Annotated in this window: 25 protein-coding genes; 13 read left to right on the forward strand and 12 right to left on the reverse strand. The window is 49.9% G+C overall.

Annotated features, from left to right (window positions below; all coding sequences use genetic code 11):
- Positions 1–2 precede the first annotated feature (2 nt).
- Positions 3–2,381, forward strand: coding sequence for a translocation and assembly module lipoprotein TamL (gene tamL, locus AC4QZR_RS06100; RefSeq protein ID WP_494480105.1), 2,379 nt, complete (start codon positions 3–5; stop codon positions 2,379–2,381).
- A gap of 72 nt (positions 2,382–2,453) precedes the next feature.
- On the opposite strand, the gene arsC is transcribed toward tamL, so the two are convergent.
- Positions 2,454–2,795: an arsenate reductase (glutaredoxin) gene (gene arsC / locus AC4QZR_RS06105; protein WP_494480106.1), complete on the reverse strand. Its 342-nt coding sequence runs from the start codon at positions 2,793–2,795 to the stop codon at positions 2,454–2,456.
- Positions 2,796–2,963: 168 nt separating this feature from the next.
- Here arsC and AC4QZR_RS06110 point away from each other — a divergent pair, with 168 nt between their 5' ends.
- Positions 2,964–3,605, forward strand: a complete 642-nt coding sequence (locus tag AC4QZR_RS06110) for a DUF3347 domain-containing protein (RefSeq protein WP_494480107.1) — start codon at positions 2,964–2,966, stop codon at positions 3,603–3,605.
- A gap of 207 nt (positions 3,606–3,812) precedes the next feature.
- Here AC4QZR_RS06110 and AC4QZR_RS06115 read toward each other — a convergent pair whose 3' ends face one another.
- The 3 genes from AC4QZR_RS06115 to AC4QZR_RS06125 all read right to left on the reverse strand — a co-directional run bounded on the left by AC4QZR_RS06115 (position 3,813) and on the right by AC4QZR_RS06125 (position 5,128).
- Entirely contained in the window at positions 3,813–4,121 is a 309-nt protein-coding gene (locus AC4QZR_RS06115; protein ID WP_494480108.1) for a DUF6122 family protein, read from the reverse strand.
- 106 nt (positions 4,122–4,227) lie between these two features.
- Positions 4,228–4,497, reverse strand: coding sequence for a hypothetical protein (locus AC4QZR_RS06120; protein ID WP_494480109.1), 270 nt, complete (start codon positions 4,495–4,497; stop codon positions 4,228–4,230).
- 199 nt (positions 4,498–4,696) lie between these two features.
- Entirely contained in the window at positions 4,697–5,128 is a 432-nt protein-coding gene (locus AC4QZR_RS06125; protein WP_494480110.1) for an STAS/SEC14 domain-containing protein, read from the reverse strand.
- A gap of 903 nt (positions 5,129–6,031) precedes the next feature.
- Here AC4QZR_RS06125 and AC4QZR_RS06130 point away from each other — a divergent pair.
- The 4 genes from AC4QZR_RS06130 to mscL all read left to right on the forward strand — a co-directional run bounded on the left by AC4QZR_RS06130 (position 6,032) and on the right by mscL (position 11,981).
- Positions 6,032–8,467 (forward strand): TonB-dependent receptor, encoded by a 2,436-nt coding sequence (locus tag AC4QZR_RS06130; RefSeq protein ID WP_494480111.1) that lies wholly within the window; start codon positions 6,032–6,034, stop codon positions 8,465–8,467.
- Positions 8,468–8,610: 143 nt separating this feature from the next.
- A complete protein-coding gene (locus tag AC4QZR_RS06135; protein WP_253403986.1) occupies positions 8,611–9,360 on the forward strand; it encodes a metallophosphoesterase family protein in 750 nt (249 codons plus the stop codon).
- Positions 9,361–9,762: 402 nt separating this feature from the next.
- The gene (locus AC4QZR_RS06140; protein WP_494480112.1) at positions 9,763–11,352 is read left to right on the forward strand and encodes a SulP family inorganic anion transporter; all 1,590 of its coding nucleotides are present in this window, start codon (positions 9,763–9,765) and stop codon (positions 11,350–11,352) included.
- 194 nt (positions 11,353–11,546) lie between these two features.
- Positions 11,547–11,981 (forward strand): large conductance mechanosensitive channel protein MscL, encoded by a 435-nt coding sequence (mscL, locus tag AC4QZR_RS06145; RefSeq protein ID WP_229733891.1) that lies wholly within the window; start codon positions 11,547–11,549, stop codon positions 11,979–11,981.
- Between the two features lie 208 nt (positions 11,982–12,189).
- Here mscL and AC4QZR_RS06150 read toward each other — a convergent pair whose 3' ends face one another.
- The 3 genes from AC4QZR_RS06150 to AC4QZR_RS06160 all read right to left on the reverse strand — a co-directional run bounded on the left by AC4QZR_RS06150 (position 12,190) and on the right by AC4QZR_RS06160 (position 13,990).
- Positions 12,190–12,957: a creatininase family protein gene (locus AC4QZR_RS06150; RefSeq protein ID WP_494480113.1), complete on the reverse strand. Its 768-nt coding sequence runs from the start codon at positions 12,955–12,957 to the stop codon at positions 12,190–12,192.
- A gap of 175 nt (positions 12,958–13,132) precedes the next feature.
- The gene (locus AC4QZR_RS06155) at positions 13,133–13,528 is read right to left on the reverse strand and encodes a hypothetical protein (RefSeq protein WP_253403971.1); all 396 of its coding nucleotides are present in this window, start codon (positions 13,526–13,528) and stop codon (positions 13,133–13,135) included.
- A gap of 60 nt (positions 13,529–13,588) precedes the next feature.
- On the reverse strand, positions 13,589–13,990 hold the full coding sequence (locus AC4QZR_RS06160; protein ID WP_494480114.1) for a hypothetical protein: 402 nt from the start codon (positions 13,988–13,990) through the stop codon (positions 13,589–13,591).
- Between the two features lie 216 nt (positions 13,991–14,206).
- Here AC4QZR_RS06160 and AC4QZR_RS06165 point away from each other — a divergent pair, with 216 nt between their 5' ends.
- Together AC4QZR_RS06165 and AC4QZR_RS06170 are read left to right on the forward strand one after the other, a co-directional pair.
- Complete coding sequence (locus tag AC4QZR_RS06165; protein WP_494480115.1) at positions 14,207–14,353, forward strand: hypothetical protein; 147 nt, start codon at positions 14,207–14,209, stop codon at positions 14,351–14,353.
- Positions 14,354–14,374: 21 nt separating this feature from the next.
- Positions 14,375–14,659, forward strand: coding sequence for a hypothetical protein (locus AC4QZR_RS06170; protein WP_494480116.1), 285 nt, complete (start codon positions 14,375–14,377; stop codon positions 14,657–14,659).
- A 510-nt stretch (positions 14,660–15,169) separates the two neighbouring features.
- Here the strand turns inward: AC4QZR_RS06170 and AC4QZR_RS06175 are convergent.
- Positions 15,170–15,331: a hypothetical protein gene (locus AC4QZR_RS06175; protein ID WP_494480117.1), complete on the reverse strand. Its 162-nt coding sequence runs from the start codon at positions 15,329–15,331 to the stop codon at positions 15,170–15,172.
- Positions 15,332–15,405: 74 nt separating this feature from the next.
- Positions 15,406–15,555: a hypothetical protein gene (locus AC4QZR_RS06180; protein ID WP_253403965.1), complete on the reverse strand. Its 150-nt coding sequence runs from the start codon at positions 15,553–15,555 to the stop codon at positions 15,406–15,408.
- A gap of 607 nt (positions 15,556–16,162) precedes the next feature.
- On the opposite strand from AC4QZR_RS06180, the gene AC4QZR_RS06185 reads away from it, so the two are divergent.
- From AC4QZR_RS06185 to AC4QZR_RS06195, 3 genes are all read left to right on the forward strand, one after another.
- Positions 16,163–17,689 (forward strand): S8 family peptidase, encoded by a 1,527-nt coding sequence (locus AC4QZR_RS06185; RefSeq protein ID WP_494480118.1) that lies wholly within the window; start codon positions 16,163–16,165, stop codon positions 17,687–17,689.
- A gap of 297 nt (positions 17,690–17,986) precedes the next feature.
- Entirely contained in the window at positions 17,987–20,224 is a 2,238-nt protein-coding gene (locus AC4QZR_RS06190; protein WP_494480119.1) for a PAS domain-containing sensor histidine kinase, read from the forward strand.
- Complete coding sequence (locus tag AC4QZR_RS06195; RefSeq protein ID WP_253403959.1) at positions 20,199–20,597, forward strand: response regulator; 399 nt, start codon at positions 20,199–20,201, stop codon at positions 20,595–20,597. Before AC4QZR_RS06190 ends, AC4QZR_RS06195 begins: the two co-directional genes overlap by 26 nt.
- Here the strand turns inward: AC4QZR_RS06195 and AC4QZR_RS06200 are convergent.
- Complete coding sequence (locus AC4QZR_RS06200) at positions 20,594–21,673, reverse strand: PAS domain-containing sensor histidine kinase (protein ID WP_494480120.1); 1,080 nt, start codon at positions 21,671–21,673, stop codon at positions 20,594–20,596. The genes AC4QZR_RS06195 and AC4QZR_RS06200 overlap by 4 nt on opposite strands.
- Positions 21,674–21,717: 44 nt before the next feature.
- Here AC4QZR_RS06200 and AC4QZR_RS06205 point away from each other — a divergent pair, with 44 nt between their 5' ends.
- Positions 21,718–21,975, forward strand: coding sequence for a hypothetical protein (locus tag AC4QZR_RS06205; RefSeq protein WP_494480121.1), 258 nt, complete (start codon positions 21,718–21,720; stop codon positions 21,973–21,975).
- Positions 21,976–21,988: 13 nt separating this feature from the next.
- Here the strand turns inward: AC4QZR_RS06205 and AC4QZR_RS06210 are convergent, their stop codons facing one another.
- Positions 21,989–22,471: a hypothetical protein gene (locus AC4QZR_RS06210; RefSeq protein WP_494480122.1), complete on the reverse strand. Its 483-nt coding sequence runs from the start codon at positions 22,469–22,471 to the stop codon at positions 21,989–21,991.
- Between the two features lie 247 nt (positions 22,472–22,718).
- Positions 22,719–24,650, reverse strand: a complete 1,932-nt coding sequence (abc-f, locus tag AC4QZR_RS06215; RefSeq protein WP_494480123.1) for a ribosomal protection-like ABC-F family protein — start codon at positions 24,648–24,650, stop codon at positions 22,719–22,721.
- Between the two features lie 219 nt (positions 24,651–24,869).
- Here abc-f and AC4QZR_RS06220 point away from each other — a divergent pair, with 219 nt between their 5' ends.
- The gene (locus AC4QZR_RS06220) at positions 24,870–25,421 is read left to right on the forward strand and encodes a 2'-5' RNA ligase family protein (RefSeq protein ID WP_253403951.1); all 552 of its coding nucleotides are present in this window, start codon (positions 24,870–24,872) and stop codon (positions 25,419–25,421) included.
- Positions 25,422–25,451 lie beyond the last annotated feature (30 nt).

Below are 25,451 nucleotides of genomic sequence, written 5' to 3' on the forward strand. Positions count from 1 at the left end.
CTATGACCACAGCCTTACGCTATACCTTGATTGCTTTATGTCTGGCACTGAGTTGGCTACTGCCCGGTTGCAGCAGCACGAAAACCGTACCGAAGGGTGATGCCCTGTTTGCCGGATTTGAGGTGAAGGTGAACGACGAGAAGGACAGCAGCAAGCGTGGCCCCGAATTGGAAACCGAACTGAGCAACACGGTTCGCCCGAAGCCCAACGCCTCGATCCTCGGTATGCGCCCTAAGCTCTGGATCCACAACGCATTCTACACAGAGAAAGACAAAGGCCTGAAACACTGGATACAGACTAAACTGGGCGAGCCACCTGTGCTGCTATCGGAAGTGGATACTGCCAGCATCAACGAAGTGATGCGCGCCCGCCTGCACAACCGGGGCTACTTTTACAATACCGTGCAGAGCGATACCACCATCAAAAAGAAAAAAGCTACCATTGCCTGGGAGGCTACAGTGCATGAGCCTTACCGCATACGGAAAATGGCCTATACCCTCAGCGACTCGTTGCCCCTTCATGCAGAGATCAGGCAGTTACAGGCCAACTCACTGATCAAGCCGGAAGAGCCCTACGACCTGGATAAAATGATCCTGGAAAGGACCCGGATAGACCAGGCACTCAAAAACCGAGGCTACTTCTTCTTTGCTCCCAATATGCTCATCTTCAGTGCCGATACCACAGTGGGCAACAAAGGCGTGGATGTAGTGCTGCGACTCAAAAACGACATGCCGGCACCCGCCCTGCGCTCCTATAAGATTGATGATATCTTCATCAACGCAAACTTCGTTCTGAACGACAGCCTGTCCGTGAGCGATACGCTACGCTTTGAAGGTTACAACTACATTCCCAACGAAAATTATGTGCGGGCGAAGCATATTGTGCCGGGCCTCTTTGTAGCGAAGGACAGTTTGTACAGCCGGCGCAACCACCTGCTGACTGTAAGCAGGCTGTCGGGCTTGAGTGCCTACAAGTTCGTGAACCTCCAGTACGAGCGCGATACTCTGAAAGAGGACCGACTGGACGCTTTTATCTTCATGACGCCTGACATGAAAAAATCCCTTAGGGCGGAGGCACAGATGGTGAGTAAATCCAATAACCTGGCGGGACCCGGTGTTTCCGTATCATTCCGAAACCGAAATGCTTTCAAAGGATCGGAGATGCTCACCGTAAATTTTACAGGGCGGTTCGAGAACCAGGTCGGGGGCCAGCGGGTCGTCAGCAGCGGCGAGTCGCCGGAGGAGAACCCGGTCGGGCTCAGCTCCTACGAGCTTGGGGTACAGACCAGCCTCACCTTCCCAAGGCTGGTAGCACCCTTCAAACTGCCTAACCTACGCTCTGCCTTTGTGCCCAATACGCGTATTACGCTGGGCTACAATTTCCTGAACCGGGTACAGTTCTTTCAGATGAACTCCTTTAACGCCTCCTATGGGTACAACTGGCGCCCAAAGCAAACGATCACACACGAATTCACCCCCATCAACCTGCAGTATGTGCGCCTTGGCAAACAGACAGACGAGTTTATGGATATTCTTGAGGAGAACCCATTTTTAAGAAGTAGTTTTGAGGAGCAATTTATCATCGGATCCATCTACCAGCATACCTTCAGTACGCTGAGTCTGGAGAATAAAACGCACCAGTTTTTCAATGCTACCACCCTCGATGTGTCGGGCAACCTGGTGAGTGCGGTGCAGTCGCTGCTGGGCAGTGACAAGCGCGACGATTCCTCAGAGCCGCCTATTCCACCGCGCACCATCTTCGGGCAGCCGTACTCGCAGTACACGCGCCTCGAAAACGACTTCCGCTACTACTTCAACTTTTCAAAAACAAGCCAGTTGGCGACGCGCCTGATCGCAGGGGTGGGCTACCCCTATGGCAACTCCCTGACCATGCCTTATGTGAAACAGTTTTCGATTGGAGGGCCGAACAGCATCAGGGCCTTTCGGGCGCGCAGCATCGGGCCGGGTAGCTACAACGTGCCGGACTCCCTCGCCTTCTCCTTTTTTGACCAGGTAGGCGATATTAAACTGGAGGCAAATGCAGAGTACCGTTTCCCGATATTCGGATTTTTCAGGGGAGCTGTTTTCGTGGACGCCGGTAACATCTGGCTGATCAACGAAACTTACAACAGCGATGGGCTGCTGGATAAACCTAAGTTCAAGGCAGGCAACCTGTTCAAAGAGCTGGCAGTAGGCACAGGATTTGGCCTTCGGGTAGACATTGAGTTCTTCGTGATCCGCTTCGACCTGGGTATACCTGTGCGCGTGCCATACCTGCCAGAAGGTGACCGCTTCGTACTCGACGACTTTAAATTCAGGTTCAAGCCCGAACCAGGCAAGCAAGGCATGGTGCTCAACATTGCCATCGGCTATCCATTCTAAAGCAGGCATCAGGTATAGCAGGCAGGTATAGCAACAGTAAAAAGCGGCTATACCTTATATCTCATACCTGAGCTACAATATCTCAAGCACTTTTTCAGGCGGGCGGCCGATGGCCGCTTTGTCGCCTTTCACCACAATCGGGCGTTCGATCAGGATGGGATTATCAGCCATGATCTGCAACCACTCTTCGTCGGTAAAGCTTTTACCAGCAAAATTCTCCTTGTATACCTGCTCGCCTTTGCGCAGCACCTGTTCGGGTTGCAGGCCCAGTTTGTGGAGCACGGCTTTCAGTTCTTCTTCAGAGGGCGTATCTTTCAGGTATTCCACTACGTGCAGCTCCACTCCTTTTGCGCGCAGCAACTCCAGCGCCTGGCGGCTTTTGCTGCATTTGTTATTGTGATAGATCGTAATCATCTCTAAAATTTAATTTACTCAAAGATACGAAAAAGCCTCCGATAGGCTGAGGGTGTAACTTCATCGCCATTTCGCTAAAAAGCTTACCTTTGCAGAAGGATCGCCCGCCAAGGGTGCCTGATTTATAAAACAATTGTAATTAACACTTCGATTTCCTGATAAACCATTATGAAAAAGACAACATTATTTGCAGCGCTGGTAGGTATGTTTGCATTCGCTTCCTGTTCATCTGATAGCGGCCAGCACCAGGCAGACGCCACCGAGGAGTATGACCACGAGCAACATGACGGCATGGAAAACGGTGACAACCTACCGGCAGCCGGCACCGTGGTTGTAGAAACGCCTACCTTTGATTCGGTGGCAGAACCTATGAAAGCCAATTTATCGCAGCTGTTGGACGAGTACATTGCCCTGAAAGATGCCATGGTAGAGTCTGACCCAGAAACAGCTAAAGAGGCTGCGAATACCATCCTCAACTCAGCGAACGCGATGCCGGTTGCCTCCCTGCAGGTACCGGAGCAGAAATCGTTTGCAGAAGAACAAGTTGAAAAAGTACGCCAATCCGCCGCAGCCATTGCCGCCACCAACGACTTGGGCGAGCAGCGCAACCAGTTGGAGGACCTGTCAGAAGCAGTGTTCTCGCTGACCAAAGCATTTGGCGCCACAGACCAGAAAGTATACTACCAGCACTGCCCGATGGCAAACAACAACCAGGGCGCCTACTGGGTGAGCACAAATTCCGAAATCCGTAACCCCTACTTTGGAAGCAGCATGCTCAAGTGTGGCAGCAACGAGGAAGTTATCAATTAATTGAGTGATTGAGTGATTTAGTGAATTTAAAAATGGGTTATGGACTTAGCCCAAACCAATAATTAAAAAGAGCTGATCAAAGATTTGATCAGCTCTTTTTAATTATTGGCTTTCTCATAATTTATCACAACTACACAATCTCTCATCCACAAATACTAAATCAAAAACACTCAACCACTCCATCACTCATTCACCAATCCACTCAATTCAAAAATAACAATCTATCCAATCCAATACAACATGTATGAGCAGGCCCAGGCCGATCAGCCGGGTTTTAGGGATGAGCGCCAGGATGGCATAAATTGGCACAATCCAGTACCGGTGTAATAGGTGAAACCCAATACTGCACCTGTCCTGGTCGATGATGGGAGTTACCAGCAAATGGTCAAAATCAATCAGCCAGCCTGCCAGCATCATAAGCGAAGCAAAACGGAGTTGATCTCTGTAGAACAGCACCGCCACCAGTACGGGCACTGTCATATGCAGGATGATATGGATCGCAAAGGATAAAGTCATACAGCAGGTACTGCATCCGCTAGGTATAGGTTACCTGCTAACCAAACATAAAAAAGCCCTCCGCTTTCATTTAGCGGAGGGCTTTTTCTATAGCTATGGGAATTAACTATTTCAAAGTATCTAAGAGCATGCGTGATTTAACCCGAATCGCAAACCATTCATAGGTATTTCTAAGTCGCTCAAAGTGTAAGCCTTCTACAATGCCATTCACGCTCGCTTCCTGCAGCGCTGAAGCCAGCACGGTGTTTTCTATCGGGAAGTTATCATAAACAAGGCCTTCTCTTATAAAAGAACATTCAACATTCTTTTCCCGGTCTTTCAATACAAGGGTGTTGCTGTGTCGGAGTGCTTTCTGGATTCTCTCAAGCTCTTTCATAGTCGTGAGTTTGTGCAAATGATTATAACTTATTGGCAAGGTTATTACATGAACTATTCATAAAAAGTTCAGGAATATTTCATGTTATTACTGATTTTTTTCAAATAAATTGTAAAATCAGGCAAATGACATTACCTGACACTCTTACTGCTAAATAATCGAATGTGGAGCGGTACTTAAGGCTAATTTGACAGGCTTATTAAGGGGCACTTCGGAATAAGCCCTCACAAGGATCGTTGGAGGAGGTGAGCCACTGTTGCGCAGCGCACGGATCGGCGAAGTAGGCAATCTGCACTTTGTTGTTGGACATGCTGAGCAGGCTGTTGCTAACTTTCTCCACAACAACTTCCAAAAAGAGATCGTCGGGCAGCACAAGCGCCAGTTTGCGAAGTTTGGTCAGCGGCAGGCTGTGACCGAGCAGTTCGATCGTCCAGGTCTGATCACTCATATTAGGTGTAGTTGTGTGGCTGAAGTCTACTAGCCAGCCCATGGCATTACTCTTTCGTAGCCGCTTGCATACGTTTACCAGTGCCTGCCGGTATTCAGTGCTGTTTACTACCCGCAACCACTGGCTCGAAAGTAGGCCTTGTTTTGGGTTATAGCTTATCTGGAAATAAGGCGGTGATTTCATGTCTTAATAACGGTATATTATTTATCGTTATAGTTATATAACGTACAAATACTTAGTCTGTTGTTATTATTATGTGAAATTTAAGATTTTACACTACCAACTTACTGTATTCCAATGCAAAAGGAACTTAGATTGAAGATTTTGCCTTACAAAGCAACCGCCCACGTATTTTTTCAACACATTGACAGTGAAAGTGATAAGAATCATTTTATCTAATGATTGCACTTCGTAGATTTAACCTTCGTGCATAAAAATATACGGCACTAAATAGCATTATCACAATTAAGAGGTGGAAGGGAATGAAAGATTTAAGACGTGCCCTGGTCGAGGAGACTGGTGCGAGGGTTAAAAAGCGAAGGGTCAGAAAATGTTTTTTTAAGGTGTACAGCTACCTCCTCTACCAGGATACAGCCAGTCTCTTTGAGACCTTGGATTACAGGAACTCCCTGGACCAGAAAGAGCGTCAGCACGAACACTATTTTATTTTTCGATACATGCTCCGGCTGATCAAAAGCAAGTATCCTAATCAATGTGAATGCATTTGTTCCTGCCTCACGAAGGGATAGCATGTCCTGAACTTTAAACGGACCAACTTCACAACCTCCTGTTTGCCTCCACTGGTAGACTGGAGGTTTTTTTGTTCCTCTGCTTTAATTAATGAGAGGCAAAGCAACTAACCACTTCCTTTTACCATCTATCAGCAAAAGGGACTTAGAAACAGGTACCTACCCGTTGCTTTCACCAAATTCCTTCAAGATGAATTCTCGTTCGTCCGAATTATAGCGCAGTTAACGGATATTTTGGGGTGATTCATATAAAAAACTAAACAGTACCTTGCATAACAAAGTACTATACAATAATTTTGCATCAACCTATTACAATACACGCTAACAAAATAACACTATGAAAAAATTATTTTACTTCATCGCGCTTATAATCCTTACTACCTTATCTCACAGTGTCTTAGCCAGACAGGAAGGCTGGCTGACAGGTAAAATACTGGACGAAAAAGGGCAGGATCTGGGATTTGTGAATGTCGCTGTGCTCTCTTCCTCCTCTGATGCAGTCGTGACTGGTACCATTGCTGAGATGGACGGTGCCTTCCGCATCAAAACGCCTACTAAAGGTAGCTACAAGTTGAAGTTGAGCGGTTTGGGTTACCTGCCAATGGTAACGGAGACGTTTGAAGTGTTAGGACCCGACTTTAGTCGTGACTTTGGTAAACTACAGTTAAAACCTGATGTAAAAACCCTGAAGGAAGTGACCATCCAGACCATGCGCCCCACTATTACCAACGACGCTGAAAAGATGGTGGTGAGCGTGGAAGGCACTGGACTGGCGCAAGGCAGCACGGCCTACGAAGTGCTGGAGAAATCGCCGGGCGTGTGGATTGACCAGGATGGCAACATCACCCTGAACGGCAAGCCCGGTGTGCAGGTCATGATCAACGGCAAGCAGTCGTACCTATCAGGCAAGCAGCTGCAGAACCTGCTGCAGGGAATGTCAGCTGAAAACCTGAAGGACCTGGAAATCATTACCAACCCATCTGCCCGCTACGATGCGGAGGGTGCATCCGGCATCATCAACATCAACCTGAAAAGGAACGAAGCGTTTGGCATGAACGGCAATGTGTACGTGGGCTACCAATACAATCGTCTGAACTCGTACAACGGTGGCTTCGACCTGAACCACAAGAGCGGTAAGTGGAACACTACGGCTGGCCTGGACTTCGCACGCCGCACCAACTTCCGTGACATGGAGATGGAACGAATGTTCAACGATCCGGCCGGACGCAGCTTTTTCGACCAGGTAGGTATAGAGGAGCGTGAGCGCGTCAGCCCTACCCTGCGTTTGGGTTCTGATTACGAGATCAACGAGCGCCATAGTGTGGGTTTTATGAGCAACCTGTTCTACAACTCCAACGAGGGCATTTTTAACACGGAGTCAGACCTGCGCCGCCCGGAGACAGCCGATAGTCGACAAATTTCCGCCACCAACGAACACAAGAGCACCTACCGCAACGGCACATTCAACCTGCACTACAACGGCAAACTCGACACAGCAGGCACCACCCTTTCGGCTGACGTGGACTATGCCCGCATCACAGACGAGACGGACTTTGTGTTCAAGAACAGACAGTATGTACTGGGCACCGATGAACTCGTAAGCCAGGAGCACCTCACCAGCTTTAACCCAACCGGTTACGACATCCTGGCCGGGAAAGTAGACTTTGGCAAGAAACTGGGCCAGGATGGTAAACTGGAACTGGGCGCGAAGGCCAGCCATGTGGTGTCTGACAACGAGCTGCTTTTCTACGAGGTAACGGACGGCCGTCAGGTGCTGGACTCGCGCCGCACCAGCCATTTTGTGTACACCGAGAATATTTTTGCCGGGTATGCCAACTACTCTACCAAACTAAACGACACCTGGAAAGTAATGGCTGGTCTTCGTGCTGAACACACCTCTTCCGAGGGCAACTCTATCACGTTGAAGGATATCAAAAAACGCAATTACCTGGATCTGTTCCCCAGCCTGTTCCTGCAGCAGAAAGTGAGCGACAACTACCAGGTAAGCTACAAGTATAGCCGCCGCATTAACCGTCCTTACTACGGCCAGCTGAATCCGTTTATCTTCTACCTCGATCCCTATACCTGGTCGCAGGGCAACCCGAATCTGAAACCGCAGTACACTAACTCCTTTGAGATCACTCAGACCCTGAAGGAGCGCTATAACCTGATGGCCGGCTACTCTATCACCACAGACTTTATCGGCGAGATACCGACCTACAACAGCGAAGACAACACCACGGTGTTCGGTCAGCGTAACATCGAGAGCTACAAGAACCTGTATACCACGCTGGTTGCACCGGTGCAGCTTTCAGGCAAGTGGGAGATGAACAACACGGCCACCCTGGCCTACCAGCGTTATACCAAAGAGGTAAATGCGCAGGATGTTATCAATGACCAGGTGCTGTTTTACGTGCAGTCCAACCAGAATATCCAGCTGCCCAAGGACATCCGCCTGGAGCTGAACGCCGGCTTCCAGGGGCCAGCCGTGTACGGCCTGTACGAGATCAAGAGCCAGTGGTGGCTTGATGCCGGCCTGAAGCGCACTTTTATGGACGACCGCCTGACGCTGGCTCTTAACGCGACCGACATCTTTCAGACCCGCGTCCTGAAAGTGAAAACCATGCTGGAAGGTAACCTCAATGCCATCGACCAGTACCAGGGTACCCAGAGCATCCGCATCAACCTGCGTTACAATTTCGCAAAGGGTAAAGACTTCGAAGCGAAGAAACGCAACAATAGCCTGGAGGAGATCAACAGAACTGGGAATTAAATTAGATAAATAGTACTTGTTAGCCTTCTCAGCCCCCGCACCACGAATTGCGGGGGCTGTTTCTTTTAAAGCAGGTATAGCCGGCCTCCCTTATCCTGAAGTGGGCTTGGCACGTAGTATTACATTCAATAAAACGAAAAACGATGCAAGACGAGAATATAGAACCTAAGAAACTACGGATAGCGGCCGTAGGCGACATACATGTTAGTGAGCAGGATACTGGCAAATGGGTTGACTTTTTCAGGCAGGTGTCGGAGGAGGCAGATGTGCTGCTGCTTTGCGGCGACCTGACCGACACGGGCCGCGAGAGCGAGGCCGAAGTGCTGGCCGGAGAGCTCAGAGCCTGCTCTATACCTGTACTGGCCGTGCTGGGCAATCACGACTACGACCACGACCAGGTAAAGAAACTTCGTAAGGTGTTTGCCCAGACCAACCTGCAGCTGCTCGACGGCGACTTCACGGTGATCGAGCATGTAGGTTTTGCCGGCGTGAAAGGGTATGGCGGCGGTTTCGATAGGTATATGCTGGGTATGTTCGGCGAGCAACTCAACAAGGATTTTGTGCAGGAAGCCGTGACCGAGGCCCTGAAGCTAGATGCAGCCCTGTCGCAGCTCGACAGCCAGCAAACCGACATGAAAAAGATCGTGCTGCTCCATTACGCGCCTATACAAGCTACCGTGGAGGGGGAACCGGAGGCCATTCACGCTTTCCTGGGTTGCTCGCGCCTTGAGGAGCCATTGAACCGTCGGAATGTGCTGGCCACCTTCCATGGGCACGCGCATGCGGGCACCCTCGAGGGCAAAACCAGCACAGGCGTGAAGGTATACAACGTATCGATGCCCGTGCTACAGAAGTCGGGGTACGAGAAGCCTTTCTTTCTGTACGAGGTATAGCGCTATACCTTACACCAAAGTCATTGCGAATGGAGTGCGAGCGATCCACTTTATTCCAATTGCTCAAGCCACTGTATTGCCAAAACAAAAGCCAGGTATAGAATAGTATAGCCGTTTATACCTGGCTTTTGTTTTGGCCCTGAAAAACCGTATTTTTGCACCTCTTTATGCAGCACCTGTATATCCATAGCACCCCTACTCCCCCTTGATGCGCGCTGGCTGCTGGCCACGTTTTCATAAAGGCCTTCCTATACCTGCCCATCCGGATCAGGTATAGACTTCGGACATTCTCTGTTTTTTATAGCCTATACCTTGTCGCTTGCCTTTGCAGGTGCGATACGGTCGGCTGTATACAGTACCCCGAATAATAAAAACACCATACTTTATACTTACTTACAGTACATGCAATCCGATAATTCACCGCTTCAACCAAAAACAAAAGACAGTCTATTCTCGCACGTAAAGACCGATCTGCCCGCCGGCCTTGTCGTCTTCCTGATTGCCCTGCCGCTCTGCCTTGGCATTTCGCTCGCCTCGGGTGCGCCCCTGTTCTCGGGAATCATCGCAGGTATAGTGGGCGGTATTGTGGTGGGTTTCCTGAGTGGCTCCAAAGTGAACGTGAGCGGACCGGCGGCTTCTGTGGCACTCGTCATTTACATGGCCATCGAATCGCTGGGCTCGTTCCAGATCGTGCTGAGCGCCGTGATCATTGCCGGGGTTTTCCAGATCGTACTGGGTTTTCTGCGTGCCGGTACCATCGCCTATTTCTTCCCTTCTTCCATGATCAAGGGTATACTGGCGTCCATCGGTCTTATCCTGATCATCAACCAGATTCCGCATGCGTTCGGGTACTCAGGCAAGGCACTGTTCGGCGGCATGGAAGGTGGTTTCAGCGCCAATATTTTTCGCGAAATCGCAGGGATTGTAGACTACATCAGCATCGGGGCGACCGTTATCACGTTCCTATCACTGCTCATCATTTTTGCCTGGGACCAGCCCGCCCTCAAGCGCTATACCTTCTTTAAGTTTGTGCCCTCTGCCCTGATCGCCGTGCTGGCGAGCATTGGCATCAACCAGCTCTTTATCGGGTACTTTCCGGAGCTTGCCCTAAGCGGCGGACGATTGGTGCAGTTGCCGGCGGCTGGTAGTCTGGGGGAGTTCTTCTCGTTTTTCACTTTCCCGGATTTCTCGCAGATCACTAACCCGCAGCTTTGGACGGTAGCGCTGAGCGTTGCCTTTATCGCCTCACTCGAATCGCTGCTCAGCACAGAGGCCGGTGACAAACTGGACCCTTATAAGCGCAAGTCCTCGACCAACCGCGAACTGAAAGCCCAGGGCATCGGCAACATTGTTTCCGGTATGATTGGTGGCCTGCCGGTTACCGCCGTGATTGTGCGCACCTCGGCCAACGTGTCGTCAGGAGGCCGTACGCCACTCTCCACTATTACCCACGGTACGGTCATGCTCATCTGCGTGATGGCAATTCCGCACCTGCTCAACCTAATCCCGCTGGCCTCGTTGTCGGCTGTGCTGTTTGTGGTAGGTTACAAACTAACGTCCGTCTCCCTGTTCCGACGCATGTGGAAAGCTGGCAAGCGCCAGTTTGTACCTTTCTTTGTGACCGTGGTGGCCGTGATGCTCACCGACTTGATTACGGGTATCGTGATCGGTGGTGCCGTGTCAGTGTTCATGATCCTGCGTGATAATTACCGCACTCCGTTTTTCGTGGACCGTGAGGCGCATTACGAAGGCGAGCACATTGAACTGGTACTGGCACAGGAGGTTACCTTCCTCAACAAGGCCAGCATCATGCTGACGCTGGATCACGTAGCCCCGAACTCCACCGTGCGGATAGATGGCTCCCAATCCGTGCACATAGATGACGACGTGCTGGAGATCATTGAAGATTTTAAGGCCACCGCCGCCTACAAAAACATCAAAATGGAAACGAAAGGTCTTGACAGGTTCTATGCGGAGCGCCAGCTGGGCTAGATATAGCTGTTTCCCTGGTATAGACTTGATTGAAATCCCGGTGCTCTGCCTGCTGAGAGGTAGAGCACCGGGATTTTTTGTTGGGTTGTTCCGTTTAAATACTTAGTTAAAAATAACTTGCTTTATACTTTCAAATGAATATATTTACATATTAAAAAAACCAACAATCCCCTCACTCTAAAACATCAGCGCTTATGGGCATGATAAAAGAATTCAAAGAGTTTGCCATGCGTGGCAACGTAATGGACCTCGCCATTGGTATTATCATTGGTGCAGCGTTCAGCGGATTAGTAAATTCCGTTGTAAATGACTTGTTCATGCCGCTGGTAGGTGCAGCCCTTGGCGACATGGACTTCTCGAACCTGTATGTGCCGCTTGCCGATGCCGTGCCAGAGGGCCTGGCGCTGGAAGAAGCGCGCAAACTGGGCGCCGTGTTTGCCTGGGGTAACTTTGTGACGGTAGCGCTTAACTTTCTGATCCTGGCCTTCATCATCTTCCTGATCGTGAAAGGGATGAACCGCATGATGCGCAAAAAAGCCGCTGCCCCTGCTGTGCCGCCAGCTCCGACCAAAGAAGAAGTGCTCCTCACCGAAATGCGCGACGCCCTGCGAACCATCGCCGCGAAATAGTATTTCCCCAGTTTATAAAAAAACCATGCTGTACGAGGGCGGACCTGCCTGGGTACAGCATGGTTTTTTGTTTTGGAAGTTGTGACCTCGCGGCGTGCGCAGCTCCCGCAAGTGTCTAAACCAAAGGCCGCGGATATACCTGGTTTTCAACCGCCGATCGGTTAGACTTTCGCGGGTCTGGAAGACGCCGCGAGGTCTGGGGCGGCTCCTAAACTCTCTTATACCTGTCTTTCGGGTCGATGGCGGCAAGTTCCTGCAGGAGTTGGGCGATGTTGTGGGTGGTGGCTTCGAAAAAGGCTTTGCCTTTAGCGGGTGTGGCAGCCGCAGGGTTACCAATGCCGGTGTCGTCGCTTACCTGCGACCACAGGCGCTCCGACCAGGCCCAGCCTTCGCGTATACCTGTCAGCCTAGATTTGTGCTCTTTGCCCTCACCCGCTTCGCTGAGCGGCAGTACCAGGTCGGGTCGGAGGTGCTGCATGATGCTGGTTTCCATTTCGTCGGCGTGGTCGCCGGGAGTGTCGAAGAAAGCTTTGCGGTCGGCGGCCAAAAACCAATTGCAGGTGAGCAGAAACATCTCCGGGAACTTCAGGCCAAGTTCGCGCAGTATCGGTTTGAAATCGTTGCCGCCATGGCTGTTGAGTACCAGCATTTTGCGGATGCCCTGTCGGTTGAGCACTTCGACGATGTCTAGTAGGATGGCAAGCTGCGTACTGGGGTTAAGGTTAATGTCAAGGGTGATGTCGGCCTGGCCGGTGTTCACGCCAAAAGGGATGACCGGAAGCACTGTTACTTTGGCTCCTGCTTCCCAGGCCAACCGGGCTGCTTCGGCGGCTACTGCTTCGGCTTCGTAGTTGTCAGTGCCGTAGGGCAGGTGGTAGTTGTGGGCTTCGGTAGCGCCCCAAGGCAGTATGGCTACCTCAACCTGCTGGTCTTTGATAGCTTTCCAGTTCGATTCGGCAAGTATGTAAGGGCGCATGGTAGTTTAAGAATTTAGGAGTTTGGGAGTTAAAGAGATTGAATTAGGGAGCTAGCGAAGTTGGGTAGCTTTAATATACGAGGTAATTGAGTTAGTATATGGTAAATGTCTATTTACATACCTTAGTTAATTTCAAATTAGTCCTGGACCTCTAACTCTCAAACACCTAAATTCCTCAACTTTCAATCAGCCAGGCTACAGCCTCGTCTAGATCGTCAAAGCTGCTATAAGTGATAGAACCTACCACCAGCGCGGCAGCATTAGAGGAAACTGCTTCCCGGTCGGCATCCCTGGTATTCAGCTTGGCAAACTTTTGCAGCCGTGTAGTGGCCAGCTGCAACGCCAGCTGGTTGATGATCTTGGCGTACTCCTCCATCGGCACTGTCACCTTCGACTGACGTGTGTCGGTAAGAATGCGCTTGATGTCGTAGCTGCGCACCGCCTCTATCACCTCGTCAATGATGTACGTAACCTCCGGCATGGTATAATCATGCATATTGGGCCATTCCACAAACAGGACATCGTAGGTGGGGTTATAATCTAGCTTCAGGAATTTGTTGGGAATGATCATCTTCAGTGATAAGGTGCCGTGTCTATTTAAGTGGAGTGCTAACGAAGCGCGTCCGGAAGGTCAGGCCAGTAGCCAGTTGCGGGCCTCACCATAGAACTCGAACTCCATCAAACCATACTGGAGCTGGCTATAATCGAGGTACCTGAACATATTTTCGGAGCTGATGCGGGCTGAGATGTCTGTTGAACGGACACGAGCTATTTTTTCCAGATTCTTCACCTGCTGAAGGAAAAGGGGCGCCCACTCTTCTTTCGTCCACTTCTGATCTGAAAGGCGCACCACCCGGGCCTGGCGCAGGTCATCGAGTAAGCGTTTTACATCGTATTTCTGGAGCGCCTCTATGTACTGGAGCATCGCCTCGCGATACGCTGCGCTGGGGGCATAGGCCAGCCAGGTAACTTCGAGCAGTTTTTCAGCCTCGTAGTAGGCAATGCTTATATAGTCTTTTTTGTATATTATCATTGCAATACGGTCTGTAGGAGTAGGTATAGGCACATCGAATAGCAGTATAATCGATTCGGGAATTATGCCCCGGACAAGCCTCAACCTAGCTGTTTCGACTAGGGTTTGCAAGAAAAGGCTTAGAGTTTTAAAATCAAAACAGAAAACTGCATTTAGTATATATTTGTGATATTACTCAATTTTTGCTTGGCGGGGCTACTACTGTTTTGTATATTAATGCGCTGCTTCATCCCCGAAATTCTTCAGGACAATTCCCAGATCATGATTCTTTTGCAAAACAGCATACTGCGACTGGAGTACGACCCTGCTACCGACATTCTGCAGGTGCGCTACCCCGATTTGCAGCGTTATCATATGTCATAGATCAAACACAGTCTGCAGATTATGGTGCAGACGATCCGAAATTACGATGTGCGCAAGATGCTGCTCGATGCCCGCACAACGTCCATAGAGATTGATGATGAGGAGAACCGGCAGCTTACCATGGAATTCACAGCTATGCTATCGGCCACTCGCTTGTCTAAAGTAGCCCGCCTGCAGCCTTTTGACCCGGATAATGAGGCGCGCGCCCAGCGCAACATTGAAGAGGCCCTCAAGACGGGTGCAATATCGTACGAGGTGGCTACCTTTGCGACACCAGCGGCCGTTCTTGAATGGCTTAAAGTTTAATACAGGTGCATAAAAAAAGCGGCCCCGGTCGTTCACCCCCGGAGCCGCTTATACTTTCACAAAATGAGCTTTCGCTTAGCTTTCTATATATACGCTCACCTATATTAAAAAGTTGTTATCTTTTTAAATTTATTTTTTGGCGCATCTAGCAGTCTCCGGAGCTCGCGGTGTGCGAAAAGCTCACAGTGCTTTAAATGACAGTCTTCTGCTATCTAAGCTGTACGAAAATCGCTATTGTGTTCTTAGTTTATGAAATAATAATAAGGGCAACTCTATCTGTTGTTGCGTTAAAGGAACTTCGCCCGAGAGCAGCCCTCCTATTTCTTCTTCCGCTATACCTAGCTGTTTGATAAGATCGTTAAGGGACAGCTTATAAGCTTTTACACTTCTCTATCCAATGGTGCGCTATCTACATGAAATTGGGTTTCATACTGTATTATATACCTGCCACAAAATGGCTCTAACAGAACCCTTGCCTTTATGATAAGGTGTATCTGACTGAACAACCTGTTATTTATTTAGAGTAGCTAGCTCTACCCGAACGCGCAAGCTGTCATTTTCAAAATCAAGCATATCCACTCCTATACCTGTGCAGGCGAGCAGCTTGTAACAGGAGGTTCTGAGTTGGTCATGTGCAGCGTTATCGATAGGCAGCTTGTCGATGTTTTTCAAGTCAAAGTTTGATGTTACGTTCTGTTCAGCTGCATGCCCTACAGGTAGGTCGCGACCTATCCCTACAAAGGGTGCTATACCTTGGCGGCTTCGTGCATTTCGTATGCGTCTCGCGGCATGGCAAAAGTCAGGTCCACGAAAAACACTTCGTAGTAGGTCAGATTGTAGAAGCGGTATACCTGCAGCCTGACCTCCGTTACCATGGCCGCATTAAAGCACTCCATGTCGTTTCGGGCTGTTTTCTGTCGGATATAAGCTTTGTTCAGTGCTTGTCAGGGGCGATGGGTGTTGTGCTGCATGAGGTCGGTTTGTTTTCTACTACAAGGTATAGATTAATTGGGAATTAAGAATATAGAAAGATGAATAGGAAGGCGCCTTGTCAAATCATTGTTGAAACATGTTTTTATCCTGTTCATTATTCTCCTCCTTTCCCCGCATGCCAGTCACATTTTCTTACCCGGAACTGAAAGAAAATTTATCAGGGGTTTTCACTTCCCAGTAGCTTAAATCAAATTATATATAAAATACACATATTAAATATAAACATTTTTTGGCAGAAAGGTATAACTCATAATTAAACATCCCGTAATGGTATAATCTAATCACAATAACACCTCTTACACCAGCCAAACTGGCATATGGCATTGACCTGGTTTCATAACCACGGCACAATGAACCAACTGAAGCAAAACATTTTACTGACAGAAGCGCTGTCGGCACTCCCGGAGTCCGCTATGGCCGTTCGGTGAGCTACAGGGCCATTGCCCTTATTGATATAGAAGCATTTAGTAACACCTTAAAATCTATTATATACATCTAAACCTTTTACACATGCTTAACAAAACTTTTGCTGGCAAAAAGCTGATCTATCCAGCCCTTTTCGCCTTTATCGGCTTGGTTGGTTGTAATCCGGAAGAGGATATGAACCCGACAAATGAGTTGAATGCGGAATCTTCGCTTATGGCGCAGGGCGTAACCCCGAACTCGAATGTAAAGCTGCGCAAAAACCATTATGTAGTGCTTTCCAGCAGTGAAACACTACCTGCAGGTATAGCCTTCGAACTGACCGCTGCCAATGGGGAGGTAACAAGCCTGATGGAGCAGGCCGGAGTAGCCACGGTGTACTCAGAGGACCCGAATTTTGCTGCCAAAGCCTCTAAAATCAATGGCGTACGCTCTGTTGTGCGTGACCTGGAAGTACAGTGGTACAACCCGGACGACATGAAAATTGTAGAACTGGCTGACGTGGGCACACCACCTGCCAGTGGCGACAATGATACCTATTTTGACTTGCAGTGGGGGCATGCCGCAATTAAGGCACCACAAGCCTGGAATGCCGGCCACCGTGGCCAAGGTGTGCGGGTAGCCGTACTGGATAGCGGCTTCGACCTAGACCACGCAGACCTGGCCCCAAACATTGACATGGCAGCCAGCAAAAACTTTGTACCGGGCGAGAAGCTGGGCTATGCCCTGCCGGGCGTGGGTAGCCACGGCACACACACGGCCGGCACCATCGCCGCAGCCGATAATGGCATTGGCATTATTGGTGTTGCCCCTGAGGCAAAACTGATCCTGGTGAAGGTGCTACGTGACTCTGGTTCGGGTTCCTTCTCTTGGATGATCGATGGCATCATTCATGCCACGCAGCAGGGCGCAAACGTGATTAACATGAGCCTTGGAGCCGCCCTTCCGCGCAACGGTAAGTTCCTGAACGACAACGGCACACCAAATGATCCGACTGATGACTTTATCGAAAGTGATACCAAAGCCGTGCAGGAATTGTTGATTGCCATCAACCGCGCTACCAGCTATGCTACTAAGAACGGGGTAACCGTAATCGCTTCTGCCGGTAACGATTCCAACAACGGAAATGCAGATAAGTCGCTGGTTCACATACCTTCTTCCTCTACCGGTGTGATCTCCATCTCGGCTACCGCTCCTCGTGGCTGGGCGCTTGCCCCGTTCACTACTTTTATGGATGACTTCGCCTCTTACTCCAACTACGGCACTTCGGATGTACACTTCGCTGCACCAGGTGGTGATTATGTATACCCGGGTAGTGAGATAGCTACTATTGGTGGAATCAGACAGTATGTTTATGTGTTCGACTACGTTTTCAGCACGGGTAGCAACCTGGACCCCACAAGAGCTTCCTACTACTGGTCTGTAGGCACGAGTATGGCAGGCCCGCACGCAGCGGGCGTGGCAGCACTCATCGTTGGCAAGAACGGCGGCAAGATGGATCCTGCCCATGTACTGGCCAAACTACGCGCCACTGCAGATGACTTAGGTAAACCCGGCCGCGACCCTTACTATGGCTACGGCCGCGTAAACGCCTTGCGTGCTGTAACAGAATAAGTTATACCTGCCTTCATAACAAAAGCCGGACTGTGTCATGACAGTCCGGCTTTTGCTTTTCTATACTGTACAATTTTTATTGCAGCGAATCATTACTATAATCCAATTCAGACCTTACCTTAAATAATTTACACCGCCTTGGGTATCAAAACAAAACCGTTTCAAAGAACCCGGATATAGGATATAAGACAGCCATTTTTCAACATTTAGAATAATCTACTATATTTTAGCAAACAATTGAACCCATATTGTCTAATTACAATTACATTCAGGAAGTTTTTTTGTCAATACACCTCTATGAAGGTAAATTTTACGCAGCCTGAAGCGCTGGCCCTGACGCCAGATTTCTACACCTCTATTGTCCGGCACGGATCCGAACTCATCACAGTTATCAACTGGGAAGGCAACTACCAGTACGTTTCTGACTCCGTCGGTCCCGGTTTGGGGTATGACCCTGAAGATCTGCTGGGTACTCATGTGCTCGAACTCATCCACCCGGATGATGTACCCATAATCGAAGAGGAGCTTTCGAAGCATACTTCCGGCCTTACAAAGCAAATAAGCCTGGCACCTTTCCGCTTCAGGGCAAAAAACGGCGACTGGCGTTGGCTAAGCTGCGTATCCACCAACATGCTAGATGACCCGCATGTGCGGGGCATTGTCACCAATTCGCGCGATATTACCTCTAAAATGGAGGCTTTGCAGCAGAAAAAGGAAAGCCGGGCTTATTATAAAGCGCTCTTCTTCAACAACCCCGATCTTGTATTTACGCTGAGCATAAGCGGTCAGGTGGAAGCCTGCAACGATGCTGTGGTAAACCTGACTGGCTATACCCGCGAAGATTTCCCCGGAAGTCACTTTGCTGATTTCGTGCTGCCGGAATACCATGCAGGAACATTTGAGGCCTTCTATCATGCCTTGACTGGTCAATCCTGTACCTTTGAATCCTGCATCAGGCACCGCCATGGCCAGAAGCGCTACTTGTCGGTCACGCTGGTACCGGTAGTGCTGGAAGGACGGGTGCTCGCTGTACAGTGCATCGCCAAAGACATTACTAACGAAAAAGAAGCCAACCTGTTGGTAAAAGCCCAGTCACAGAAGCTGCACAACATCCTGGAGGCGATGGTGGAAGGCTTCTTTGCTCTGGACACCGCATGGCGCTATAGCTTTGGCAATACGGTTTTCGCCAATTTCCTGGGCCGTTCCCTCAACGAGTTGATGAACCGCCAGATCTGGGAAGAATACCCCTTCCTGGTAGACACCCAGTTTTATCAGAAATGTTTAGAGGTAGACAGGACCAGAAAGCCCGTCCAGTTTGACGAGCGTTTTGATAATCTGAAAGCTGTGCTGCGCTTTACGCTGAGTCCTTTTGAAGATGGCATTCTGGTATCGTTTGTAGATATTACGGAGCAGGTAAAAGCGCAGGAAGAACTCCGCAAGCTCTCGCTGGTGGCCAGCAAAACCACCAACGGCGTGATCATCACCAATAGCCAGCTCGAGATAGAATGGGTGAACGAGGCTTTCAGTAACGCAACCGGCTACAAATTGGAAGAAGTAGCCGGCAGGCGCCCGAGTGACATTCTGACCTCCAACGATACCGATCTGCGAGAACTCGCCTGGGTAAGAGAGCAGCTGGCACAGGGCGTACCTATCCGGAATGAAATACGCGGCTACAAGAAAAACGGCGAGATGGTCTGGGCTGATGTCACCATTTCACCTATCGCAAATGAGCAGGGCCAGATAGAAAAGCACGTCTACATCCACACCGATATTACTGATCGCAAGTTCGACCAGGAGCAGTTGCTCAAAACCACCGAACACCTATACCATCAGAACCAGGACCTGCAGCAGTTCAACTACATTGTGTCGCACAACCTGCGTGCGCCTGTCGCTAACCTGGTTGGCCTTTCTACCATACTCCAGAAGCTGGACACCAACAGCGGCCGCTTTATGCAGGGCCTGCAAAACCTGGAGACATCCGCCCGCCGGCTTGACGATGTGATCAGTGACCTGAACAAAATACTGGCCGTGCGTTCCGCTAACCTGCAGGCAGCCCACGAGATGGTTAGCCTGGTCGATGTAGCGGCGGAAGTGGTACTGAGCCTGCAGCACCTGCTAACCCCGATCAACGGACATATCGTGCTGAATCTGAAGCAGGAGGACTTGCTTTGGGCCAACCGCGCCTACGTCTACAGCATCCTCCATAACCTGATTTCGAACGCCATCAAGTATAAGTCTGCGCAGCGTGACTTACTTATTGAGTTAAATACCGTAAGGAAAGAAGACAGTCTGCAACTACGTGTAAAGGACAATGGCAGTGGCATGGATCTGGAGGCGGTAAAGCCGCATCTGTTCCAGCTCTACAAGCGCTTTCATGCAGGACCTGATGGCAAAGGCATCGGGCTATACCTGGTGAAAATGCAGATGAACGCCATTGGAGGAGAGATTGAGGTAGACAGTGAGCCGGAATTAGGTACAACCTTCATCTTACATTTTAAGCACGCAGCCTATGGTCAGCAAGGTTTACATAATTGATGATGATGACATCAGTATATACCTGACCTCTCTGGTGTTGGAGGAAGCGGGCTTTGCCAACGAAATCTGCACGTACAGCTCGGCAGACGACGCGTTGGCCGACTTGTCTTTAACAGGGCCTCCTCCCCTGCCGGACGTCATCCTGCTCGACCTGAACATGCCCGTTAAAAATGGCTGGGATTTTCTGGATGTCCTGCGTCCCTATGAAGAAGCGCTAAAGGGAAAGCTGGACGTCTTTATTCTGACCTCCTCCATTGCTGTCAGTGACAAGGAACAGTCCCTGGACTACCCGCTGGTGCGCGGATTCCTTCACAAACCGCTCGACGAAGCAAGCCTGGCCTATATAAATCGCGCCCGTAAAGGGCACCCTTAGGCAGCATACCTGGGCAACCTGATTGTGAAACGTGTGCCTTCATGCTCCCGGCTCTCAACACTGATGGTCCCTCCCTGCAGCCTCACCAATTCATACACGATCGCCAGTCCGAGTCCGCGCGACTTTTCACCGTTTAGCCCTTTTCTGGAGGCGTTGCTCCGCCGTTCAAATAGTTGGGGAAGCAGGTGCTCAGGTATACCAATGCCATTGTCGCTGTGCTCCACCACCGCCCAGTCCACATCCTGATAAGCCCGGATGGTGATCGTGCCTGTGGGAGGCGTGAACTTGATGGAATTGGAGATCAGGTTATTCAATATCTGGGAGAACTTTATCTGGTCGAGTTCCGCCATCAAAGGATCGTCTGGCAGCTGCAGTACAAACTGCTGCTGCACTAACCGGCCCTTCTGGTAAAAACCTACCACGCTTCTGATCTGCTCGCTTATGTCCATGCGGATCTTGTTCACGTATACCTCCGGCGATTGCAGGTGCTCTTCGCTGAGCAGGTCCTGGATCAGGTCGGTACACTGAACGCAGGCCGTTTCAATGATGTCGGTATAGTGCTCCAGTTCCTGCTTTTTGTCATCCTGTATATCCTGGCGGAGTAAGGATGCTACACTTTTTACGACTGCCAGTGGACCACGAAGGTCATGCGCCACCATTTCGAGTGCGCTGTTCTTCCGCTGCCCGAACTCGGTCAGGTAGTTGACGAATTCCTGCTGCTTTGTTACGTTTTCGACTATACCTGCCAGGGCAACCACCTTCTGCGCACTGTCAAAGATCGGGTGGGCGATGCAGCGTATGTAGCGTCTCTGTCCGCGCTGCTGGATGCGCACCATTTCATCCACATGCTCCCCCTTCAGCAGCTTTTGCCAGTTGTGCGCTAGTGCCGGACGGTCTTCCTCCATCACAGAGTCTATCAGCAGCTGCGGAAACTTCTGCGACTGCGACTCCTCAACATGCCAGATATCATAAAATGCCGGAGACAAATAGTCGAACTTGTGTTGTGTAAGGCTATACTGAAAAATTACTTTTGGACTCTGTTGTCCTATCTGATGAAGTATGTCTGATTCGTTCATTGAAAGGGGGTTTACACCGTAATAAATACGAAGCACCGGATGGTATGTTAAGAGAAAGCTATACCTACGGATTCCTGCTATCTTCGTATGTGTCGTGCCTGCCTCTTTTGATCTCCTGCAAAAGCCTGATCCGATGCCTGAACTGCCTGATCTATACCTTGGCCTTGCACTTTCAGCTGCATTTTACTCTGGAAACAGCAGCTCAGCAGAAAAACGCCTGGCCATTTTACGAGCAACCATACCTTGGTTGTGTGGTTGTTTCATACCTTAGACTCGCCAGGACGTGCAACGCCAGCGTTTAGGAAATGTAACTGATCAGAAAGTAAAGACCAACGAAGCCCGGTTATAAGCATACCCAACGCGAAGATCTGTGTTGGGCCGTTTGGCATAACGCAGACCCTCGTTATACACATAAATGGCCTGGTGTTCCCGTTTCATTTTGGCTCCGGCGAAAGGGATGCTGCAAGTCAGCAGGCTTGCCCCCGCTCCGGAGACCAGCCAGTTAGGTTGGTTACCAGTTAACTGCCTGCTTATAGTATAGCTGATCAGGAGACCACCTGCATAAGTGAGCGCCGTGGCTGGGAATGAATTGCGCTGGCCTTTATGAAGCTCCTGTCGCGCTTCAGGATGTTGATCCAAAATGTGCAATAGTTGTTTTTTACTAATTTGATAGCCATGCTGGTAATAGGCAAATCCAAGGCCTTTTTTCTGTACAATAATTTCACCGCTCGCCTGCGCAAAGGCAGAATTAAGTACACTGCTCAAACCAAGCAGGAACAATAGTAAGTAAGTTTTCATAGACAAAAAGTGCGTATCGGGAACAAAATAGCATAATTGCAATTTATTTCAAAGTGCAATTTTTACATACGCATATTTTTGTATTTAAGTATAGGTTATTGAAGGTGTCTAAACATTGACAATCAACTAAATATACCTCACACAGCACAAAAAAAGCAGCAAACACGTGGCTTGCTGCTTCAATTTTAAATTACATGAACTGGTCTAATCAGGCATACCTAACTTGCCAGCTGATACTTATACCTTTCTAGCTACCCAATTGCTCTTCTAACTCCTCGGCCTCCAGCATCAGGTTTTCCCACTTCTGGTTGACAGCATCCAGTTCCTTCTGCACGGATTCAAACTTTTGGGAAGTTTCCTGCAACAGGCTTGGGTTACCATATACCTTCGGGTCAGCCAGCTCCGTTTCGTATTTGGCGAGTTCCTTTTCTAGTTGCTGCACCTGCTTTTCCAGCTCACTTATTTGTCGGTTTACCTGTTTTAGCTGGTTGTTCAGGGCATTGAACTCGCTGTTGTCACGCTTTGGCTTAGGTTCGTCTTTCTTAGCAACTGGTGCCGCTGCGGCCTCTCGTTTTGTTTCTTTCTCCCGCTTCTCCTGAAACGTCTCAAATTCGTGGTACGTGCCGGGGTATTCCTTCAGCTGGTAGTCTTCGATGTACCAGATCTTGGTGGCCACATTCTCTACAAAGTAACGGTCGTGCGAAATGATGATGAAGGTACCTTCGTACTGCTCCAGCGCCTGAATCAAGATGTTGACCGACTGCATGTCCAGGTGGTTGGTCGGTTCGTCGAGCATCAGGAAGTTGGCCTCCGAGATCAGTGTTTTGGCCAGTGCCACGCGGCTCTTCTCCCCTCCCGACAGCACTTTTATCTTTTTAAACGCATCGTCGCCGGTGAACAGGAAAGAGCCCAGAAGCGTGCGCAGTTCGACCTCCGTCTTACCGGAGCCGGCCTGCTGCAATTCCTGCAGTATTTCATTTTCTACGTTCAGGGCCTCGAGCTGGTGCTGCGCATAAAAGGACATGATTACATTATGTCCCATTTCGCGCTTTCCCTGAATTGGCTCGGTGCCAGCGATGATGCGCAGCAATGTGGACTTTCCCTTACCGTTAGCACCGATGAGCGCAATCTTGTCGCCCCGCTCGATGTGCACGTTCGTGTCCCGGAAAATAAGCTTGCTGCCGAAGCTCTTGCTCATGTGCTCCAACCGGAAGATGTGACGGCCCGGCTGTACATTAAAGCGGAAGCTGAAGTTCACTTTTGCTGCCTCTCCTGCCACCTCCTCAATGCGCTCCATGCGCTCGAGCTGCTTCATGCGGCTCTGCGCCTGCTTGGCTTTGGTCGCCTTGGCTTTAAAGCGCTCAATAAAGCGCTCCGTCTGCCGGATATGGGCCTGCTGGTTTTCGTAGGCCCCCTTCTGTATCTCGTTGCGGAGGGCTTTTTCTTCTACATAAAAGCTGTAGTTGCCCGGGTATAGGTTTAGCTTCGCGCCTGACACTTCCACTGTAATGTTGGTGGTCTTGTCCAGAAACTCCCTGTCGTGCGAAACAATCACCACGGCACCTTCAAAGCGGTCCAGATAGGATTCGAGCCACTTGATGGAGGGAAGGTCCAGGTGGTTGGTCGGCTCGTCGAGCAGCAGCAGCGAGGGCTTCTGCAAAAGGATCTTGGCCAGCATCACGCGCATGCGCCAGCCACCAGAGAAAGAGGCCAGCGGTTGCTTCAGTTCTTCGGTCGTGAAGCCAAGGCCCTCCAGGATCGACTCGGCTTCGGCCTGCATGGTATAGCCGCCGAGCGCCTCAAAGCGTTCCTGCAGCGCCGCCAGTTTATCAACCAGCTTATCATGGAAATTATGCTCAAACTCTACCAGCACCTGGTCGATCTCCTTCTGCAGCGAGATGGCCTCGTCAAAAGCCTGCATGGCCACCGACAGAATGCTCTCGTGCGTTTCGTAGCTGAGCAGGTCCTGGTTCAGGAAACCGATGGTCGTGTCCCGGCTCATTTGGATACTTCCGCCGTCAGGCTTATATTCACCCACAATAATGCGCAGCAGTGTAGACTTGCCGGTACCGTTCAGCCCGATCAGGGCAATCTTGTCTTTGGGTTTGATGTGCAGGTTGGCATCCTCGTACATAGGGCGGCTGCCAAAATGAAAGCTAAGGTTATTGATAGAAATCATAGATTCAGAAAGCTGAGTTACAAAGGTACTTATTTTGGGAAACATCCCCAGCTTAAAGGGTCACAGACCAAAAGTCGCCCCGTACGTAAAATGAGACGTTGCCCACCGCAAAAAGCCCTGTACAGGCAAACATTATCACATGTGCCTCGTTCTATAGCTTTATGCTTTTGAGAAATGTGTGTGCGAGATGTTGAGAACAGCAATAAAAAATAACCTTTTATGATCGCAGTTACATCCCTGCTCGACCCTTCCCATTCTGCACGTGTCACTGAACTGACTGAGTTACTCGACTCACAATTCGGACTTAATGAAGTGAAGATGACGCCATACCCGCACCTGACCCTGCTGACGGCCGAGATCCCGGATATGGAGGAACTGCAGCAATACCTGCAGGAGACCAGCCGTGAGACCGAACCCTTCACAATTCGTACCACAGGCCTGGGCGTGTTTCCGGGTGAGAAGCCGGTCATCTACATACCTGTACTCCGCACCGCCCCGCTCAACCAGTTACACGACCGCCTGCACCGCGATATATCGGAGATGAGCAGCGAAATGGGCGTTTATTATAACCCTAATATGTGGCTCCCTCATATTTCACTGGCCCTCGGTGACACCTCCCCCGAATTACTGGGCCCGGTCCTTACTTTTCTTTTCAATTACAACTTCAACTGGGAGATCACGATCGACAACCTGACCATTCTGCAGAAATGCGGCGATTACTACCTAAAGGAAGACGAGTACAGCTTCGGTCGTAAGGAACTTAGTCTATGATATCCGGGCGTTAAGCAATAACGAATTTCC

This window comes from Pontibacter sp. YIM B11418 (assembly GCF_059278805.1).

Excerpts from the sequence above, each read along its gene's own strand:
- tamL (WP_494480105.1), top strand. The coding sequence starts at position 3 with ATGACCACAGCCTTACGCTATACCTTGATTGCTTTATGTCTGGCACTG.
- arsC (WP_494480106.1), bottom strand. The coding sequence starts at position 2,795 with ATGATTACGATCTATCACAATAACAAATGCAGCAAAAGCCGCCAGGCG.
- AC4QZR_RS06110 (WP_494480107.1), top strand. The coding sequence starts at position 2,964 with ATGAAAAAGACAACATTATTTGCAGCGCTGGTAGGTATGTTTGCATTC.
- AC4QZR_RS06115 (WP_494480108.1), bottom strand. The coding sequence starts at position 4,121 with ATGACTTTATCCTTTGCGATCCATATCATCCTGCATATGACAGTGCCC.
- AC4QZR_RS06120 (WP_494480109.1), bottom strand. The coding sequence starts at position 4,497 with ATGAAAGAGCTTGAGAGAATCCAGAAAGCACTCCGACACAGCAACACC.
- AC4QZR_RS06125 (WP_494480110.1), bottom strand. The coding sequence starts at position 5,128 with ATGAAATCACCGCCTTATTTCCAGATAAGCTATAACCCAAAACAAGGC.
- AC4QZR_RS06130 (WP_494480111.1), top strand. The coding sequence starts at position 6,032 with ATGAAAAAATTATTTTACTTCATCGCGCTTATAATCCTTACTACCTTA.
- AC4QZR_RS06135 (WP_253403986.1), top strand. The coding sequence starts at position 8,611 with ATGCAAGACGAGAATATAGAACCTAAGAAACTACGGATAGCGGCCGTA.
- AC4QZR_RS06140 (WP_494480112.1), top strand. The coding sequence starts at position 9,763 with ATGCAATCCGATAATTCACCGCTTCAACCAAAAACAAAAGACAGTCTA.
- mscL (WP_229733891.1), top strand. The coding sequence starts at position 11,547 with ATGGGCATGATAAAAGAATTCAAAGAGTTTGCCATGCGTGGCAACGTA.
- AC4QZR_RS06150 (WP_494480113.1), bottom strand. The coding sequence starts at position 12,957 with ATGCGCCCTTACATACTTGCCGAATCGAACTGGAAAGCTATCAAAGAC.
- AC4QZR_RS06155 (WP_253403971.1), bottom strand. The coding sequence starts at position 13,528 with ATGATCATTCCCAACAAATTCCTGAAGCTAGATTATAACCCCACCTAC.
- AC4QZR_RS06160 (WP_494480114.1), bottom strand. The coding sequence starts at position 13,990 with ATGATAATATACAAAAAAGACTATATAAGCATTGCCTACTACGAGGCT.
- AC4QZR_RS06165 (WP_494480115.1), top strand. The coding sequence starts at position 14,207 with ATGCGCTGCTTCATCCCCGAAATTCTTCAGGACAATTCCCAGATCATG.
- AC4QZR_RS06170 (WP_494480116.1), top strand. The coding sequence starts at position 14,375 with ATGGTGCAGACGATCCGAAATTACGATGTGCGCAAGATGCTGCTCGAT.
- AC4QZR_RS06180 (WP_253403965.1), bottom strand. The coding sequence starts at position 15,555 with ATGGAGTGCTTTAATGCGGCCATGGTAACGGAGGTCAGGCTGCAGGTA.
- AC4QZR_RS06185 (WP_494480118.1), top strand. The coding sequence starts at position 16,163 with ATGCTTAACAAAACTTTTGCTGGCAAAAAGCTGATCTATCCAGCCCTT.
- AC4QZR_RS06190 (WP_494480119.1), top strand. The coding sequence starts at position 17,987 with ATGAAGGTAAATTTTACGCAGCCTGAAGCGCTGGCCCTGACGCCAGAT.
- AC4QZR_RS06195 (WP_253403959.1), top strand. The coding sequence starts at position 20,199 with ATGGTCAGCAAGGTTTACATAATTGATGATGATGACATCAGTATATAC.
- AC4QZR_RS06200 (WP_494480120.1), bottom strand. The coding sequence starts at position 21,673 with ATGAACGAATCAGACATACTTCATCAGATAGGACAACAGAGTCCAAAA.
- AC4QZR_RS06205 (WP_494480121.1), top strand. The coding sequence starts at position 21,718 with ATGTTAAGAGAAAGCTATACCTACGGATTCCTGCTATCTTCGTATGTG.
- AC4QZR_RS06210 (WP_494480122.1), bottom strand. The coding sequence starts at position 22,471 with ATGAAAACTTACTTACTATTGTTCCTGCTTGGTTTGAGCAGTGTACTT.
- abc-f (WP_494480123.1), bottom strand. The coding sequence starts at position 24,650 with ATGATTTCTATCAATAACCTTAGCTTTCATTTTGGCAGCCGCCCTATG.
- AC4QZR_RS06220 (WP_253403951.1), top strand. The coding sequence starts at position 24,870 with ATGATCGCAGTTACATCCCTGCTCGACCCTTCCCATTCTGCACGTGTC.